General features: G+C 57.6%; 14 protein-coding genes. 11 read left to right on the top strand and 3 right to left on the bottom strand.

Annotated features, from left to right (window positions below):
- Positions 1-7: 7 nt before the first annotated feature.
- From PHQ58_RS15750 to ompA, 3 genes are all read right to left on the bottom strand, one after another.
- Positions 8-1,429 (bottom strand): bifunctional enoyl-CoA hydratase/phosphate acetyltransferase, encoded by a 1,422-nt coding sequence (locus tag PHQ58_RS15750; RefSeq protein WP_300112499.1) that lies wholly within the window; start codon positions 1,427-1,429, stop codon positions 8-10.
- A gap of 37 nt (positions 1,430-1,466) precedes the next feature.
- Complete coding sequence (locus tag PHQ58_RS15755; RefSeq protein ID WP_300112500.1) at positions 1,467-1,874, bottom strand: hypothetical protein; 408 nt, start codon at positions 1,872-1,874, stop codon at positions 1,467-1,469.
- 286 nt (positions 1,875-2,160) lie between these two features.
- Positions 2,161-2,877, bottom strand: a complete 717-nt coding sequence (gene ompA, locus PHQ58_RS15760) for an outer membrane protein OmpA (RefSeq protein ID WP_300112502.1) — start codon at positions 2,875-2,877, stop codon at positions 2,161-2,163.
- A 247-nt stretch (positions 2,878-3,124) separates the two neighbouring features.
- On the opposite strand from ompA, the gene gyrA reads away from it, so the two are divergent.
- From gyrA to rfaD, 11 genes are all read left to right on the top strand, one after another.
- Complete coding sequence (gene gyrA / locus PHQ58_RS15765) at positions 3,125-5,797, top strand: DNA gyrase subunit A (RefSeq protein WP_300112504.1); 2,673 nt, start codon at positions 3,125-3,127, stop codon at positions 5,795-5,797.
- A gap of 75 nt (positions 5,798-5,872) precedes the next feature.
- Positions 5,873-6,961, top strand: a complete 1,089-nt coding sequence (gene serC, locus PHQ58_RS15770; RefSeq protein WP_300112506.1) for a 3-phosphoserine/phosphohydroxythreonine transaminase — start codon at positions 5,873-5,875, stop codon at positions 6,959-6,961.
- Positions 6,962-7,019: 58 nt separating this feature from the next.
- Complete coding sequence (gene pheA, locus PHQ58_RS15775) at positions 7,020-8,102, top strand: prephenate dehydratase (protein ID WP_300112508.1); 1,083 nt, start codon at positions 7,020-7,022, stop codon at positions 8,100-8,102.
- A complete protein-coding gene (locus PHQ58_RS15780; RefSeq protein ID WP_300112610.1) occupies positions 8,102-8,980 on the top strand; it encodes a prephenate dehydrogenase/arogenate dehydrogenase family protein in 879 nt (292 codons plus the stop codon). Before pheA ends, PHQ58_RS15780 begins: the two co-directional genes overlap by 1 nt.
- Positions 8,974-10,971, top strand: a complete 1,998-nt coding sequence (locus tag PHQ58_RS15785) for a bifunctional 3-phosphoshikimate 1-carboxyvinyltransferase/cytidylate kinase (protein WP_300112510.1) — start codon at positions 8,974-8,976, stop codon at positions 10,969-10,971. Before PHQ58_RS15780 ends, PHQ58_RS15785 begins: the two co-directional genes overlap by 7 nt.
- Before the next feature lie 170 nt (positions 10,972-11,141).
- Positions 11,142-12,824 (top strand): 30S ribosomal protein S1, encoded by a 1,683-nt coding sequence (gene rpsA / locus PHQ58_RS15790; RefSeq protein WP_300112511.1) that lies wholly within the window; start codon positions 11,142-11,144, stop codon positions 12,822-12,824.
- Positions 12,825-12,906: 82 nt separating this feature from the next.
- On the top strand, positions 12,907-13,218 hold the full coding sequence (locus tag PHQ58_RS15795; protein WP_300112513.1) for an integration host factor subunit beta: 312 nt from the start codon (positions 12,907-12,909) through the stop codon (positions 13,216-13,218).
- 63 nt (positions 13,219-13,281) lie between these two features.
- A complete protein-coding gene (locus PHQ58_RS15800) occupies positions 13,282-13,590 on the top strand; it encodes a lipopolysaccharide assembly LapA domain-containing protein (RefSeq protein ID WP_300112515.1) in 309 nt (102 codons plus the stop codon).
- On the top strand, positions 13,580-14,731 hold the full coding sequence (gene lapB / locus PHQ58_RS15805) for a lipopolysaccharide assembly protein LapB (RefSeq protein WP_300112613.1): 1,152 nt from the start codon (positions 13,580-13,582) through the stop codon (positions 14,729-14,731). Before PHQ58_RS15800 ends, lapB begins: the two co-directional genes overlap by 11 nt.
- Positions 14,728-15,657: a D-glycero-beta-D-manno-heptose-7-phosphate kinase gene (gene rfaE1 / locus PHQ58_RS15810; RefSeq protein WP_300112517.1), complete on the top strand. Its 930-nt coding sequence runs from the start codon at positions 14,728-14,730 to the stop codon at positions 15,655-15,657. Before lapB ends, rfaE1 begins: the two co-directional genes overlap by 4 nt.
- Positions 15,654-16,673: an ADP-glyceromanno-heptose 6-epimerase gene (gene rfaD, locus PHQ58_RS15815; RefSeq protein WP_300112519.1), complete on the top strand. Its 1,020-nt coding sequence runs from the start codon at positions 15,654-15,656 to the stop codon at positions 16,671-16,673. The genes rfaE1 and rfaD overlap by 4 nt, the downstream gene beginning before the upstream one ends.
- Positions 16,674-16,695: the final 22 nt, after the last annotated feature.

Raw genomic sequence — 16,695 nt, forward strand, 5'->3', positions numbered from 1 at the left:
GAACCTTTTACCAGATTGGACGAGATTGGTCACGACGCGCGTTGTGCGCCACCAGTAGCGCCAGCAAGGCAGACGCCACACGATTAGAGGGCCCATCAGCCCGGCTGGTCAGGGCAATCGGCACACGGGCGCCCAACACAATGCCTGAGCCGCTGGCACCAGCCAGGTACTCCAGCTGTTTGGCCAGCATGTTGCCGCTTTCCAAATCAGGCACGGCCATGATGTCGGCTTGGCCTGCCACCTCGGACCGAATATTTTTGATTTGCGCGGCATGCGCTGAGATGGCATTGTCAAACGCCAGCGGGCCATCCAGCACCCCTCCGGTGATTTGCCCACGGTCGGCCATTTTGCACAGGGCAGCGGCATCCAGCGTCGAGGGAATATTGGGATTGACGTTTTCTACCGCCGACAAAATCGCCACTTTCGGCACGGCCACACCCATGATGCGGGCGAAGTCGATGGCGTTCTGAATGATGTCGACTTTCTCTTGCAAGGTCGGACGAATGTTCAGCGCGGCGTCGGTGATCAACAAGGGCTTGTGGTACAGCGGCACGTCAAAGCGAAACACGTGTGACATGCGCCGGCCGGTACGCAGTGCTGGTTTGGACAACACGGCGTGAATCAGCTCATCGGTGTGCAGGCTGCCTTTCATCAAAATCTCGACATCCCAACTGGCGGCCAGCTCTGCCGCTTTTTCAGCCGCCGCGTGGCTGTGCGGCTGGTCGATGATTTCAACGCCGGTCAAGTCGATACCGGCCTCAGCCGCCACATGACGAATGCGCACTTCGGGGCCAATCAGCACCGGAATGATCAACCCATAACGCGCCGCGTCCATGGCGCCGCTCAAAGAGCCTTTGTCACATGGGTGCACCACGGCACAGCGCACCGCTTCGAGCTTGTCGCCGAGGGCGAGCAGGTTGTTAAAGCGCGCTTGTGGGTCAAACAACTGAATCCTCGGGGCGGCCACACGGGGCAGGCGCACTTTGGTAACTGGCGCCAGAACTTTAGCCACACCATTCAGCACATGCTCGCCACGCTGGTTGATCACCTGGCAATCAAGTTCCAGGCTGTTGTCGGCGGCATTCTTGGCCGTGACAGTCACCGTGACCGTCAAGGTGTCGCCCACACGCACCGGCTTGACAAAGTGCAGCGCCTGGTCCTGGTAAATGGTGCCCGGGCCAGGGAACTGGGTGCCCAACAGTGCTGAAATCAAGGCGCCGCTCCACATGCCGTGGGCAATCACGCCATGAAACAAAGTGTCATTGGCGTACTCAGAATTCAGGTGGGCTGGGTTGGTGTCCCCCGAGACCGCAGCAAAAGCGGTGATATCTTCAACCGAGAGGGTACGCAAGAGGCGGGCACTTTGCCCTATCTTGATCTCAGGGAAGGTGTAGTTTTCAATCAATTCAGTGTCTAGAGGCGAGTTCATAACAGTCCAGGTTGCTCAAAAAACAATTTACCAAACGTCAAGTGATGTCAAAAAAATCGTTCAGACCCAAGCCATCTGCGCCTGGTTTGAAGCCTTGACGCACCAGTTGTTCTTCAGCCTGTTTCATTCCATCGCGGGTCACGTTCCAACCGTTGTCGGTCAGGCTGGTGACCTCCATCTGGTAGCGCAACAACAACAAGCCGCGCAACTCCTCACGTTGATGCGCCTGTCGCCGCTCTGAGGTCACTCTGACATGCGGCTCGTCAGCACCAGCCCGGCGGCGATCTTCAGCAACTGCCTGGATTTGCGGCTTAGCCATCAACGCATCAACCACTGCCCGCTCGTTCAGGTCGATACACAGCGCCAAGGCCAGCCGTGCGATGCGAGCGTTAAGCGCCTCCATGGAAGCCTGAAACCGTCGCGTCAAGTCATCGTCAATCTGCATAACGTTCCCCTTACATCATTACCAGCGGCATCGCCCAAAAAATATAAACCAACGAGTTCAATCACCATTCTGGTGGCGTGGCTCACTCAATTGGCAAAGGTCAGGTCAGGTGTTTATTTTAGGGTAAACCCTTACCCTAAAAATAGAGACACGTCCCACCGTACCAGGCCTGAAATCCGTATGTCAAACAATCAGATCAAACCACCTGCGTCACTTGTTCGCAAACAACAAAAAACCCGCCGAGGCGGGTTCTTTGTTGTGCTCAAAGAGCTAGGACATGAACCAATTATTTGGCGCGTGTACCAACCACTTCGATCTCAACGCGGCGGTTCTTGGAACGGCCTTCTGCGGTCTTGTTGTCAGCAACGGGTTGCTTTTCGCCCTTGCCTTCGGTGTAAACGCGGTTCTTTTCAATGCCCTTGGACACCAAATAAGCCTTGACGGCTTCAGAACGACGTACCGACAACTTCTGGTTGTAAGCATCTGAACCAACAGCATCGGTGTGACCGACAGCAATGATCACTTCCAGGTTGATGCCCTTGACTTTACCAACCAAGTCGTCAAGCTTGGCTTTGCCTTCTGGCTTGAGCACAGACTTGTCAAAGTCAAAGAATGCATCAGCAGCGTAGGTCACCTTGGCGGCAGCCACAGGTGCTGGCGCTGGTGCTGGAGCAGGTGCAGCAACCGGTGCTGGTGCAGCAGCAGGTGCTGGTGCAGCAGCGGCAACAGGCAAAGGCGCCAGAATGGAACCATCGCAACCTGGGTAGGCTGTCGCAGGTGTCCAAAAAGCATTGCGCCAGCACAGTTCGTTAGAACCGTTCATGACGGGCTTGCCGTCAGCTGAGCGCCATTGGTTTTCACCGGTAGCGTACTTGAAATCATCAGCCGTTGGGCTCACGAGTGGCTTGGCGGGAAATGCTTGGACGTTTTGAGCGATCGAAGCCATGGGCAAAGACAAAGCAGCTGCAGCAAACAGCATTGCCACGTTATTTAATTTCTTCATGGTTCTCCTTAGGGGAAAAAACCGCAGCAACGCTGCGTCGGTAAATCGGACGCCCAAGGTGCCTATCACATCGAGCGTTGGTTTTATTGTGCCACAGACCGATTCTTTTAAAGGACTGACCAAGCCGCGGCCAGACCATTCATCTTGTAAGTGTGAACATTTACCCAAAGCCGTTGCAAAGCAGCCACAAAGCGGCAGCTTAAAATCGCCAGCTAACTTAGATCTTGCTTAATCCCAAGTCACACCCATGACCCAGTTCGCCAAAGAAACCTTGCCCACCAGCCTTGCGGATGAAATGCGCCGCAGCTACCTCGATTACGCCATGAGCGTGATCGTGGGGCGGGCCCTGCCGGATGCTCGCGACGGCTTGAAACCCGTCCATCGGCGCGTGCTTTTTGCCATGCACGAGCTCAATAACGACTGGAACAAGGCTTACAAGAAGTCGGCACGTATCGTCGGCGATGTGATTGGTAAGTATCACCCGCACGGCGACAGCGCGGTATATGAAACCATCGTTCGCATGGCGCAGGACTTTTCTTTGCGCCACATGCTGGTGGACGGCCAGGGAAATTTCGGCTCCGTGGACGGCGACAACGCGGCGGCCATGCGTTACACCGAAATCCGCATGTCCAAAATTGCCCATGAATTGCTGGCTGATCTGGACAAGGAAACGGTCGACTTCGGCCCCAACTACGACGGTAGCGAGCACGAACCGCTGGTCATGCCAGCCCGTTTTCCCAACTTGTTGGTGAACGGCTCCTCTGGCATCGCCGTGGGCATGGCTACCAACATTCCGCCACACAACCTGAATGAAGTGATTGACGCCTGCCTGCACCTGCTACGCAACCCACAGGCCTCCATCGACGAGCTGATGGAAATCATCCCGGCGCCCGATTTCCCTACGGCCGGCATCATCTACGGCATCAATGGCGTCAAGGACGGCTACCGCACTGGGCGCGGACGTGTCGTGATGCGCGCCAAATGCCACTTTGAAGACATCGACAAAGGCCAGCGGCAAGCCATCATCGTGGATGAACTGCCCTACCAGTGCAACAAAAAGACCTTGCAAGAACGCATGGCAGAGTTGGTTCACGAGAAAAAAATCGAAGGCATCAGCCACATTCAGGACGAATCCGACAAATCCGGCATGCGCTTGGTGATTGAACTCAAGCGTGGCGAAGTGCCAGAAGTGGTGCTGAACAACCTGTACAAGCAGACCCAGCTGCAGGACACCTTTGGCATGAACATGGTGGCCCTGATCAATGGGCAGCCCAAGCTGTGCAATCTGAAAGACCTGCTTGAGGTGTTCTTGGAGCACCGCCGCGAAGTGGTCACGCGTCGCACCGTATTTAACCTGCGCAAAGCCCGCGAACGTGGTCACGTGCTTGAAGGCCTGGCCGTGGCGCTGGCCAATATTGACGATTTCATCCGCATCATCCGCGAATCACCCACACCACCGGTCGCCAAATCCGAGTTGATGAGCCGCCCATGGGACAGCAAACTGGTGCGCGAGATGCTCACCCGCACTCGCGCCGATGGCGGTGTGGTCAATGCTGACGACTACCGCCCCGATGGCCTTGAGCTGCAATACGGCATGGGCAAAGATGGCCTGTACCGCTTGTCTGAGACACAAGCACAAGAAATTTTGCAGATGCGACTGCAACGCCTGACCGGTCTGGAGCAAGACAAGATCGTGGCGGAATACAAAGAAGTCATGGGCGAGATTGACGACTTTCTGGACATTCTGGCCAAGCCAGAGCGCGTGTCGATCATCATCAGCGAAGAACTGACCGCCATCAAGACCGAGTTTGGCCAGACCAAGGTTGGTGCGCGTCGCAGCTTGGTGGAGTATTCATCCTTTGACCTGTCCACCGAAGATCTGATCACGCCCACCGACATGGTGGTGACCTTGAGCCACAGTGGTTACATCAAGAGCCAGCCACTCTCCGAATACCGTGCGCAAAAGCGCGGCGGTCGCGGCAAACAGGCCACGGCCACCAAAGAAGACGACTGGATCGACCAGCTTTTCATTGCCAACACGCACGACTACATCCTGTGCTTCAGCAACCGCGGCCGCATGTACTGGCTCAAGGTCTGGGAAGTGCCGCAAGGCTCACGCGGTTCGCGCGGTCGCCCCATCGTCAACATGTTCCCCTTGCAAGAGGGCGAAAAAGTCACCGTGGTGCTGCCGCTCACGGGTGAAAAACGCAGCTTCCCGGCGGACCAGTATGTGTTCATGGGCACCAGCATGGGCACGGTCAAAAAGACTGCTCTGAATGAATTCAGTAACCCGCGCAAGGCCGGCATCATTGCCGTTGACCTGGACGACGGCGACTTCCTGATTGGCGCGGCGCTGACCGATGGCCAGCATGATGTGATGTTATTCAGCGATGGTGGTAAAGCCGTGCGTTTTGATGAGAACGACGTGCGCCCCATGGGCCGCCAGGCACGCGGTGTGCGCGGCATGATGCTTGACGATGGTCAAAGCGTAATAGCCATGCTGGTGGCCGAAGACGAGACACAAAGTGTGCTCACGGCCACCCAAAACGGTTACGGCAAACGCACCAGCATCGCTGAGTACACGCGCCATGGCCGTGGCACCAAGGGCATGATCGCCATTCAGCAGTCTGAGCGCAACGGCAAAGTGGTAGCGGCCACCCTGGTGCACGCTGATGACGAAATCATGCTAATCACCGACCGCGGCGTCTTGGTACGCACCCGGGTCAGTGAAATTCGCGAACTGGGACGCGCCACTCAAGGCGTGACGCTGATCAGCCTAGACGATGGCTCAAAATTGAGCGGTTTGCAGCGTCTGGTGGAAAACGACGCCATTCCGGCCATCACCGATGCCACCGAGGGCGAGGATGCCACGGATACGCCCACTGACACAGATTCAGCCCCCGATGGTGCCGCCGAATAATTGCTATATTTAATATAGCTGCTTGTGCTTTATATGCAAGGGCTAGAGCCTGATTTCTTATAAATTATCATAACCATGCGACCTTATAATTTTTCTGCCGGCCCGGCTGTGATGCCCGACGAGGTGCTGCGCCAAGCCGCTGCCGACATGCTCGATTGGCATGGCAGTGGCATGGGCGTGATGGAAATGAGCCACCGCGGCAAAGAGTTTGGCCAGATTTATGCAGAAGCCCAGGCTGACCTGCGTGAACTGCTGGCCGTGCCTGCGAACTTCCAATTGCTGTTCATGCAGGGCGGCGGTCTGGCTGAAAACGCCATCGTGCCGCTGAACCTTTCCCGCGGCGAAACCGCCGACTTTGTCGTTACCGGCAGTTGGAGTCAAAAATCCTACGCTGAAGCCGCCAAATACTGCTCCGCGCACCTTGCTGCCAGCACCAAGGCCGATGGCCACACCACCCTCATCGATCCTGCTAGTTGGCAACTCAGCCGCAAGCCTGCCTACGTGCACATTTGCTCTAACGAAACCATCAATGGCGTCGAGTATCAGGAATTGCCTGACCTGAAAGCCCTGGGCTGCGATGCCCCACTGGTGATTGATTTTTCGTCCCACGTGGCCTCGCGCCCGGTGGACTGGTCCCGCGTGGGCCTGGCCTTTGGCGGCGCGCAAAAAAACCTCGGACCTGCCGGCCTGACCTTGGTGGCCGTGCGTGACGACCTGCTGGACCTTGCCCTGGCCATTTGCCCCAGCGCCTTTAATTACAAGACCGTGGCCGACAACCAGTCGATGTACAACACGCCGCCAACGTATTCCATTTACATCGCAGGGCTGGTGTTCAAGTGGCTCAAGGCGCAAGGCGGCATTGCGGCGGTCGAGGCGCGCAACATCGCCAAGGCGAGCTTGCTTTACCAGGCCATCGACAGTTCTTCCCTGTATGTCAACCGGGTGGCCAAAAACTGCCGTTCACGCATGAATGTGCCGTTTTACCTGCGTGATGAGGGCCTCAACGAGGCTTTCCTGGCGGGTGCCCGCGAACACAATCTACTGCAACTCAAGGGCCACAAGTCGGTAGGTGGCATGCGAGCCAGCATTTACAACGCCATGTCGCTTGATGGCGTGCAAGCGCTGGTCACTTACATGCGCGACTTTGAAGTGCAACGTGGCTAATGGCATGAGTTGCCACACCTCGCTCGCATTGACGATTACTCTTTCACGTTAACTTGCCATGGCCAAAACCCTTGCTGAGCTGCGCGTCGCCATCGACGCGCTTGATCTGGACCTGCTGACCTTGCTCAACCAGCGTGCCAATCTGGCCCACGAGGTGGGCGAGATCAAGCGCATTGACGGCTCGGCCGTGTTTCGCCCGGACCGCGAAACCCAGGTGATTGCCAACCTGCAGTCACACAACGGCGGCCCCCTTAAAGACCAGAGTTTGAGCTTGATCTGGCGTGAAATCATGTCAGCCTGTCGCGCCCTTGAAGCGCCACAGCGGGTGGCCTACTTAGGGCCTGCGGGCACTTTCAGCGAGCAGGCGGCCATCCAGTTCTTTGGCGGCAGCATGTCCCGCGTGTTGTGCGTCAGCATTGATGAGGTGTTTCGCGCCACCGCCGCGGGCAGTGCCGAATTTGGCGTGGTGCCGATTGAAAATTCGTCGGAGGGCGTGATTTCACGCTCGCTGGATTTGCTGCTCAACTCGCCGCTGCACATCATCGGTGAAACCAGTTTTCTGGTGCGGCACAACCTGCTGCGCCTGGAGCCATCGCTGCACGACATCGAAGCGGTCTATGCCCACCCGCAAGCCCTGGCGCAGTGCCAAGACTGGCTTACCACGCACCTGCCGAACGCCGAACGACGGGCTGCGGCCAGCAATGCTGAAGGCGCAAGGCTTGCCGCCACCAATCCGGCCTGGGCCGCCATAGCCAGCGAGAAAGCTGGCAGCGAGTTCGGCCTGCACATTGCCTCCTACGCGATTCAGGACGACGCCTTCAACCGCACCCGCTTTGCCGTCATTTGCCTGCCGCAAACACTAGCCGCGCCGCAAGCCACTGGCAACGATTGCGTCAGCCTGATTGTGTCGGTGACGAACCGGCCGGGTGCCGTTCATGACCTGCTGGTGCCACTCAAGAAACACGGCGTGTCCATGACCCGCTTTGAGTCACGCCCGGCGCGCTCCGGCCAGTGGGAATACTATTTTTACATCGACCTGGCGGGACATCCGTCACAACCCAACGTGCAGGCGGCGCTGGAAGAATTGCGCAGTTTGTGCGCGTTTTACAAAGTGCTTGGCACCTACCCGGTAGCTGAATGATGTTTGAGCAACTCGGGCTGATTGGCTGCGGCCTGATGGGTGGTTCTTTCGCCCTGGCGATGAAACGCGCCGGGCTGGTCAAACGGGTTGTGGGCTACAGCAAATCACCGTCAACCACCGAGCGCGCCCGGGCCATGGGCGTGATTGATGTGGAGGCGCCGTCGGCACTGCTGGCAGTCTCGGGTGCCGACATCGTGCTGATCGCGGTGCCGGTGGCATCCACCGAGGCCACGCTGAAATCCATCAAACACATGGTCACGCCGCAAATGCTGATCATGGACGTAGGCTCGACCAAGGGCGATGTGACTGAGGCCGGGCGGCGCGCATTGCGCGAACAAATCGGCTCGTTCGTGCCAGCCCACCCGATTGCTGGCAAAGAACGCGCCGGTGTCGAGCATGCCGATGCCGACCTCTACAACGGGTGCCATGTCATCCTGACGCCAAATGAGCGCACGCTCACCGCGCAACTCAAACAGGCACAAGCCGTCTGGACGGCGCTGGGCTGCAAGGTGCTGCAAATGTCGCCCGAATCGCACGATGCCACCTTTGCCGCAGTCAGCCATCTGCCGCACCTGTTGGCATTTGCCTTGATGAATTCAGTCGTCACACAACCGCAGGGAGCAGAATTTCTATCCTTGGCCGGGCCAGGTTTTCGGGACTTCACCCGCATTGCCGCCAGCGACCCGAATGTCTGGCGCGACATCTTGCTAGCCAACCGCCAGGAGTTACTGACGCAAAGCGAGCTATTTCGCGCCCAATTACAAGCCTTTGAAACCTTGATGGCGAGCGGCGACGCGCGAGCCATCGAGACCATGATTGAACAAGCCAGCACGGCACGTGCCCAGTGGCAAATGACACAACTCCCCAAACCATGCTGACCACCGCGTTCATTGACCTGCCGCCCCTGCAATCAGCCGGTGGCACCATCACTTTGCCAGGCTCCAAGAGCATCTCAAACCGTGTGCTGTTGCTGGCGGCCTTGTGCCAGGGCCGCACCACCTTGCACGATGTGCTGGACTCTGACGACACGCGGGTCATGCTGACCGCCCTGCGCGCTTTAGGCTGCAACATCGAGCAGTCCGGCAACAGCGTGACCATTGACGGTTTTGGCGGACAGCCCAAACAAAAAGAAGCCAAGCTGTTCATGGGCAACGCCGGCACCGCCATTCGGCCCCTGACGGCGGCACTGGCCCTGATGGGCGGCAGCTATGAGCTCAGTGGCATCCCGCGCATGCACGAGCGCCCGATTGGTGACTTGGTAGACGCCCTGCGCCAACTCGGTTGCCAGATTGACTACACCGGACAAGACGGCTACCCCCCGCTGCACATTGGTACGCCACAGGTGGCGATCAACGCCCCAATCAGGGTTCGCGGCGATGTCTCAAGCCAGTTCCTGACCGCCTTGCTGATGACCTTGCCACTGGTGGCCAAACAGGACATCGTGATTGACGTGGTGGGTGAATTGATTTCGCGACCCTACATTGAGATCACCCTGAACCTGCTGGCACGCTTTGGCATTCAGGTGAAGCGAGAGGGATGGCAACGCTTCACCATCCCGATGGGTAGCAACTACCAGTCACCAGGCACTTTGCATGTTGAGGCCGACGCCTCTTCCGCTAGCTATTTCATAGCTCTTGGCGCAATAGCAACGGGGGCTACAGACCAAAAAAGCATAAAGATTTTGGGTTTGGGTGCCGACTCGATCCAAGGTGACATTCGTTTCATGGAAGCCGCAACAGCCATGGGGGCACACATCACGAGTGGCGCCAACTGGTTGGAGGTGTCAAAAGGCAGCTGGCCGCTCAAAGCCATTGACCTGGACTGCAACCACATCCCCGATGCGGCCATGACACTGGCTGTGATGGCCCTGTATGCCCAAGGCACCACCACGTTGCGCAACATCGCCAGTTGGCGCGTCAAGGAGACCGACCGGATTGCCGCCATGGCCTGTGAATTGCGCAAACTGGGCGCCACGGTAATCGAAGGCGCAGACTTCATTCAAATCACACCACCCGCCAGCGTCCAAAATTGGTGCGCCGCCAGCATCCACACCTATGACGACCACCGCATGGCCATGTGTTTTTCGCTGGCAGCCTTTAACCCAGCAGGCTTACCGGTGCGCATTGAAGACCCAAAATGCGTTGCCAAGACCTACCCAGACTACTTTGAAGCCCTGTTTTCCTTGGTGAAAACCGAACGACAGCACATTCCTGTGATCTGTGTCGACGGCCCCACGGCCTCTGGCAAGGGAACCTTGGCCGCGCAGTTAGCTAGCCAACTAGGCTACCACCTGCTTGACTCTGGGGCACTTTACCGCATCACCGCATTGGCGGCCACACAAGCCCAGCTGCCGCTGGATGCCGACAACGAGGACGCGATTGCCGCCTTGGCTGGGCAATTGCAGATTGAATTCAGGGACGATAAAGTGCGCCTCGGCGGCCTGGATGTAACCGAGACCATCCGCACCGAAGCCATGGGCATGAACGCCTCCAAAGTATCCGCCCTGCCCAAGGTGCGGGCGGCGTTGATTGGCCTGCAGCACAGCTTTCGGCGTGTACCGGGCTTGGTGGCTGACGGCCGTGACATGGGCAGCGTGATCTTTCCCGACGCTCAGCTGAAGGTATTTTTGACCGCCAGCGCCGCGCATCGGGCGCAAAGGCGCTTCAGTCAGTTGATTTCAAAAGGAAATGCAACTACACTCGACAGTCTTCGCGCGGATCTGGAAGCACGCGACGCCCGGGACATGTCCCGAAGCGTGGCACCTCTCAAACCCGCAGCTGACGCCAAGCTCCTGGACAATTCGGATCTATCAATTGAAAAATCGGTAGATCTTGTTTTAACCTGGTGGCAAGGCAAACAGCCCTTTTGACAATTCGTTTTGAAGAGTCTCAAGGGCTAAACCGCAAGGGCTGACTCCTTTGCACCCGGCCCTCATCTGCCTTCTCGCGCTGCTCAAGCGCACCGCAAATGAGGTTCAAAAAAATCGTAACCCCACGGGTCAAACCGTGAAATAACCTGCGCTTAACACCGCATCAAAACATGTCCGAATCTTTTGCCGCCCTATTTGAAGAGTCCTTGACACGCACAGAAATGCGTCCCGGTGAAGTGATCACTGCTGAAGTGGTCCGTATCGAACACAGCTTTGTGGTCGTCAACGCTGGCCTCAAGTCTGAAGCCTACGTGCCACTGGAAGAGTTCAAGAACGATCAGGGCGAAACCGAAGTGCAAGTGGGCGACTTCGTGTCGGTGGCCATTGGCTCTATCGAAAACGGCTACGGCGACACCATTCTGAGCCGTGACACCGCCAAGCGTCTGGCTTCCTGGATGGCCCTTGAAAAGGCCCTGGAAACTGGCGAATTTGTCACTGGTCAAACCAGCGGCAAGGTCAAGGGCGGCCTGACCGTGTTGGTCAACGGCATCCGCGCCTTCTTGCCAGGTTCACTGGTTGACACCCGTCCGACCAAAGACCTGTCACCGTACGAAAACAAGACCCTTGAATTCAAGGTCATTAAGCTCGACCGCAAGCGCAACAACGTCGTGTTGTCTCGCCGTGCTGTTGTTGAGGCATCCATGGGCGAAGAGCGCAGCAAGCTGATGAACACGCTGAAAGAAGGCGCGATTGTTCAGGGCGTGGTCAAGAACATCACCGAATACGGCGCATTTGTGGACCTGGGCGGTATCGACGGCCTGCTGCACATCACCGACATGGCTTGGCGTCGTGTCCGTCACCCATCTGAAGTGGTGACTGCTGGCCAGGAAATCACTGCCAAGATCCTGAAATTTGACACCGAGAAAAACCGCGTGTCTCTGGGTCTGAAGCAAATGGGTGATGACCCTTGGATGGGCGTGAACCGCCGTTACCCCCAAGGTACACGCATGTTTGGAAAGATCACCAACATCGCCGACTACGGCGCATTTGTGGAACTGGAACCCGGCATCGAAGGTTTGGTCCACGTGTCTGAAATGGACTGGACCAACAAGAACGTGGCACCCGCCAAGATCGTTGCCCTGGGTGACGAAGTCGAAGTCATGGTTCTGGAAATCGACGAAGACAAACGCCGCATCTCCTTGGGCATGAAGCAATGCAAGGCCAACCCATGGCAAGAATTTGCTCAAAACACCAAGCGCGGCGACCGCGTTAAGGGCCCGATCAAATCCATCACCGACTTCGGCGTGTTCGTCGGCTTGGCTGCTGGCATTGATGGCCTGGTGCACTTGTCTGACTTGTCCTGGAACGAACCCGGCGAAGCCGCTGTGCGCGAGTACAAAAAGGGCCAGGAAGTTGAAGCGCTGGTGCTGGCTGTGGACGTGGACCGCGAACGCATCTCCCTGGGTATCAAGCAGTTGGATTCCGACCCGTTCACCACCTTTGCCACCATCAATGACAAGGGTCAAGTGGTTACCGGCAAGGTCAAGACCGTGGATGCTAAGGGCGCTGAAATCGACCTCGGCGACGACATCATCGGCTACCTGCGCGCCAGCGAAATCTCCCGTGACCGCGTGGAAGATGCCCGCAACGTGCTCAAGGAAGGTGACGAAGTTACTGCCGTGGTTGTCAATGTAGATCGCAAGACCCGCAACATCCAGTTGTCCATCAAGGCCAAGGACGCCGCTGATCAGAACGAAGCCATGGCATCGCTCACGCAGCAATCGTCTCGCGAAAATGCTGGCACCACCAGCCTGGGCGCTTTGTTGCGCGCCAAGCTCGACAACAACAACTAATTTATTGTTGTCAGCCTGAACAAACGACCGGTTGCCCTGTGCACCGGTCGTTTTTTTCTTAAGTTTTTGATCCGAAAAAATAATGACTCGCTCAGACCTCGTTGAAGAACTTGCCGCACGGTTTGCACAACTGACGCAACGGGATGCCGAGTTTGCTGTCAAGGCGATTCTGGATGCGATGAACGACGCCTTGGTACGTGGCCACCGCATTGAAATTCGTGGGTTTGGCAGTTTTTCTGTCAACCACCGCCAACCGCGCATGGGCCGCAATCCGCGCAGCGGCGAGAGCGTGGCCATCCCCGAAAAACGGGTGCCGCATTTCAAGCCTGGCAAGGCATTGCGCCAAGCCGTTGACCTACGCACGGATGAGTTGGAACAATCTGCCAAGCCGTAGTTTGACAATCAATAGACCAGCAGATGCCCAGCGGTAAAATCGCAAGGCCACTGGGGAATACAAATGAAACACATACTGTGGTTGCTTAAGTCGGTACTTAAAGCAGCCATTTTTTTTACCCTGTTTGCCTTCGCGCTGAACAACCAGCAAGACACCACTGTGCACTTTTTCTTTGGCAACCAATGGCGTGCGCCACAGGTGCTGGTCGTGCTGAGCGCATTCGCCGTCGGTGTGGCGGTGGGCGTGTTTGGTATGTTGCCTCGATGGTTGCGCCAGCGTGCGCCGGCACGCCCTGCCGAAACGGCAAGCCAAGACACCAATGCGTCACCCGCTCCTCAAACTGGTGCACCCAGTTACGCCGATGGAATTTAGCCTGAGCTGGATCTTGCTGGGGCTGCCACTGGTGTTCATTCTGGGATGGGGGGCCTCGCGATTCGATCTGCGGCAAATTCGCCTGGAAAACCATCAGGCGCCTAAAGCGTATTTCAAAGGACTGAATTTTTTGCTCAACGAGCAGCAAGACCAGGCCATTGATGCCTTCATTGAGGCGGTACAAAACGACCCTGACACCTCGGAACTGCACTTTGCCTTGGGCAACTTGTTTCGTCGCCGTGGCGAGTACGAGCGGGCCGTGCGTGTGCACCAACACCTGTTATCGCGCGGTGACATCAGCCAGGCCGATCGGCAACGTGCCCAACACGCGTTGGCACTGGACTACCTCAAAGCGGGTTTGCTGGACCGGGCCGAAGAAGCCTTGCTCAAACTTGAGGGTACGCCCTTTGAAGCCCAGGCACGACTGGCCTTGCTCGCCAACTATGAGCGCAGCCGTGACTGGGCACTGGCCGCGCAGGTTGCAGAAAAATTGGAACGTGCCGGGCAAGGCAACTTCAGCCCCAGGTTAGCCCACTACCTGTGCGAACAGGCAGCCACCCTTGCCACTCAAGGCGACTTGGACGCCGCCACACAATTGCTACGGCAAGCCATCGTAATGGCACCCGAGGCCGCCCGTGCGCAAATGGACCTGGCCCACTTGCTGGACAAGAAAGGCGATGCCGACAAGGCATGGCAAACCCTGTTGGACGCTTTGGGCGCCTCACCTTCTGCCATTCCCTTGATTGCGCAGCCCCTGGCTGACCTGGCGCTACGCACCGGACACGTCGAAGAAACCTGCGCGCAACTGCAAGCGCTGTACGCCAGCAACCCGTCGCTGGACGTGCTGGATGCCATCGTGACGCTTTCCAGCGCAAATGCCAGCACCAGCGCCCGAGACTGGTACGCCCGCCATCTGGAGAAAGAGCCTTCGCTGGTGGCAGCCACCAAATGGATTGCCGGCGAAAAGCTGGAGCATGAGCAGTTTCACCCCCAAGTGCAGCGAGCCCTGGACCACGCCACCAAACCCCTGCTGCGTTACCGCTGTGCCGCCTGCGGCTTTGAAGCCGTGCAACATTTTTGGCAATGTCCCGGCTGTCAAGCCTGGGACAGCTACCCAGCCCGACGAGTGGAAGAGTTATGAACATTTCAAAAGAGCGCTTGAACCAGGCCCGCGTACTGGTGGTAGGCGATGTGATGTTAGACCGCTACTGGTACGGCGCGGTCGACCGCATCAGCCCGGAAGCCCCGGTACCCGTGGTGCGCGTCACCCGTGAAGAAGAACGCAACGGCGGTGCCGCCAACGTCGCCTACAACGTGGTCACCCTGGGTGCGCAGGCCTCGCTGCTGACCGTGGTCGGTGATGACGAGGCCAGCCACAAGCTCGAAGCCTTGATGCTTAACACCGGCGTCCAAACCTATTTTGGCCGTGATGCACAGCTTAAAACTACCGTCAAACTGCGTGTGATTGGCCGCCAGCAACAGTTGTTGCGCTTGGATTTCGAAAACACACCGCAAACCGAGGTGCTGGCTTCACAAACGGCCACCTTCGCCGAGCTCTTGCCCAGCCACCACGCGGTGCTGTTTTCCGACTACGGCAAAGGCGGCTTGGCGCATGTGAGCGACATGATTACGCGTGCTCAGACCACGGGCACACCAATCTTGATCGACCCCAAGGGGTCCGACTATTCACGCTACCAGGGCGCCACGGTCATCACACCCAATCGCACAGAGTTGCAGCAAGTCATTGGCGGCTGGCGCGATGAGCCTGACCTGTCAAGCAAAGTTCAAAACCTGCGCGACAACCTGGGCTTGCAAGCTGTGCTGCTGACCCGCAGCGAAGAAGGCATGACGCTGTTTGACGCACAAGGCCAGTTGCATGTGAGTGCGCAAGCCCGCGAGGTGTTTGACGTGACCGGCGCTGGCGACACCGTGATCGCCACCATGGCCGCTTTGGTGGCTGCGGGTGCTTCCATGCGTGAGGCCCTGCCGCTGGCCAACCGGGCGGGTGGCCTGGTGGTGGGAAAATTTGGCACTGCAACCGTTTCTTTTGAGGAGTTATTTACATGACACGCATCGTCGTCACCGGCGCTGCCGGCTTTATTGGTTCTAACCTCATCAAAGGCCTTAATGCACGCGGCCTGACCGACATCATCGCGGTGGATGACCTCACCCAGGGCGACAAGTTTCTCAACTTGGCTGACCTGCAAATTGCCGACTATGTCGATGCCGATGTGTTTTACGACGCCTACACCGATGGGGCCTACGGTCAGGTCGAGGCCGTTTTTCATGAAGGTGCGTGCAGCGACACCATGGAAATGAACGGCAAATACATGATGCAAAACAACTTTGCCACCTCGGTTCAGTTGTATCAAACCTGCCAGAAGCGCGGTGCGCGCCTGCTCTACGCGTCCAGCGCGGCCACCTATGGCGGCTCTGATACTTTCCGCGAAGACCCCGCGTTTGAGCACCCGCTCAACGTCTACGGCTACTCCAAGCTGCTGTTTGACCAGCGCATGCGCCGCGAATGTGGCAACGAGTTTCAGCGAGCCTTTGCCGGCAAAACCATGCAGGTGGTGGGTTTCAGATACTTTAACGTCTATGGCCCACGTGAGCAGCACAAGGGCCGCATGGCCAGTGTGGCGTTTCACCAGTTCAACCAGTTCAGGGCCGAGGGCAAGGTCAAGCTGTTTGGCGAATACGGTGGCTATGCCCCAGGCGCCCAAATGCGCGACTTTGTCTTTATTGACGACGTGGTGGCGGTCAACCTGTGGTTTTTTGACCACCCCGGAATTTCCGGCATTTTCAACCTCGGCAGTGGCCGCGCCCAGCCTTTCAATGACGTGGCCAGTTCGGTGGTCAATGCCATGCGCCAGATCAGCGGACAGAGCGCTTTGACACTTGAAGAGTTAAGCGCTCAAGGACTGCTTGAGTATGTGCCCTTCCCCGACGCCTTGCGCGGCAAGTACCAGTGTTATACCCAAGCCGATTTGACGGCCCTGCGTGCCACCGGTTGCAAACACGCCTTTGCGGACGTACAAACGGGCGTGGCCAGCTATATCGCGTCGTTGATGCAACAGGCCTGAGTCCGCTTTGGGTGACAAAGTT

The organism is Rhodoferax sp., from assembly GCF_028688795.1.
Classification (GTDB): domain Bacteria; phylum Pseudomonadota; class Gammaproteobacteria; order Burkholderiales; family Burkholderiaceae_C; genus Rhodoferax.

Coding starts and splice junctions, on each gene's coding strand:
- PHQ58_RS15750 (WP_300112499.1), bottom strand. CDS start 1,429: ATGAACTCGCCTCTAGACACTGAATTGATTGAAAACTACACCTTCCCT.
- PHQ58_RS15755 (WP_300112500.1), bottom strand. CDS start 1,874: ATGCAGATTGACGATGACTTGACGCGACGGTTTCAGGCTTCCATGGAG.
- ompA (WP_300112502.1), bottom strand. CDS start 2,877: ATGAAGAAATTAAATAACGTGGCAATGCTGTTTGCTGCAGCTGCTTTG.
- gyrA (WP_300112504.1), top strand. CDS start 3,125: ATGACCCAGTTCGCCAAAGAAACCTTGCCCACCAGCCTTGCGGATGAA.
- serC (WP_300112506.1), top strand. CDS start 5,873: ATGCGACCTTATAATTTTTCTGCCGGCCCGGCTGTGATGCCCGACGAG.
- pheA (WP_300112508.1), top strand. CDS start 7,020: ATGGCCAAAACCCTTGCTGAGCTGCGCGTCGCCATCGACGCGCTTGAT.
- PHQ58_RS15780 (WP_300112610.1), top strand. CDS start 8,102: ATGTTTGAGCAACTCGGGCTGATTGGCTGCGGCCTGATGGGTGGTTCT.
- PHQ58_RS15785 (WP_300112510.1), top strand. CDS start 8,974: ATGCTGACCACCGCGTTCATTGACCTGCCGCCCCTGCAATCAGCCGGT.
- rpsA (WP_300112511.1), top strand. CDS start 11,142: ATGTCCGAATCTTTTGCCGCCCTATTTGAAGAGTCCTTGACACGCACA.
- PHQ58_RS15795 (WP_300112513.1), top strand. CDS start 12,907: ATGACTCGCTCAGACCTCGTTGAAGAACTTGCCGCACGGTTTGCACAA.
- PHQ58_RS15800 (WP_300112515.1), top strand. CDS start 13,282: ATGAAACACATACTGTGGTTGCTTAAGTCGGTACTTAAAGCAGCCATT.
- lapB (WP_300112613.1), top strand. CDS start 13,580: ATGGAATTTAGCCTGAGCTGGATCTTGCTGGGGCTGCCACTGGTGTTC.
- rfaE1 (WP_300112517.1), top strand. CDS start 14,728: ATGAACATTTCAAAAGAGCGCTTGAACCAGGCCCGCGTACTGGTGGTA.
- rfaD (WP_300112519.1), top strand. CDS start 15,654: ATGACACGCATCGTCGTCACCGGCGCTGCCGGCTTTATTGGTTCTAAC.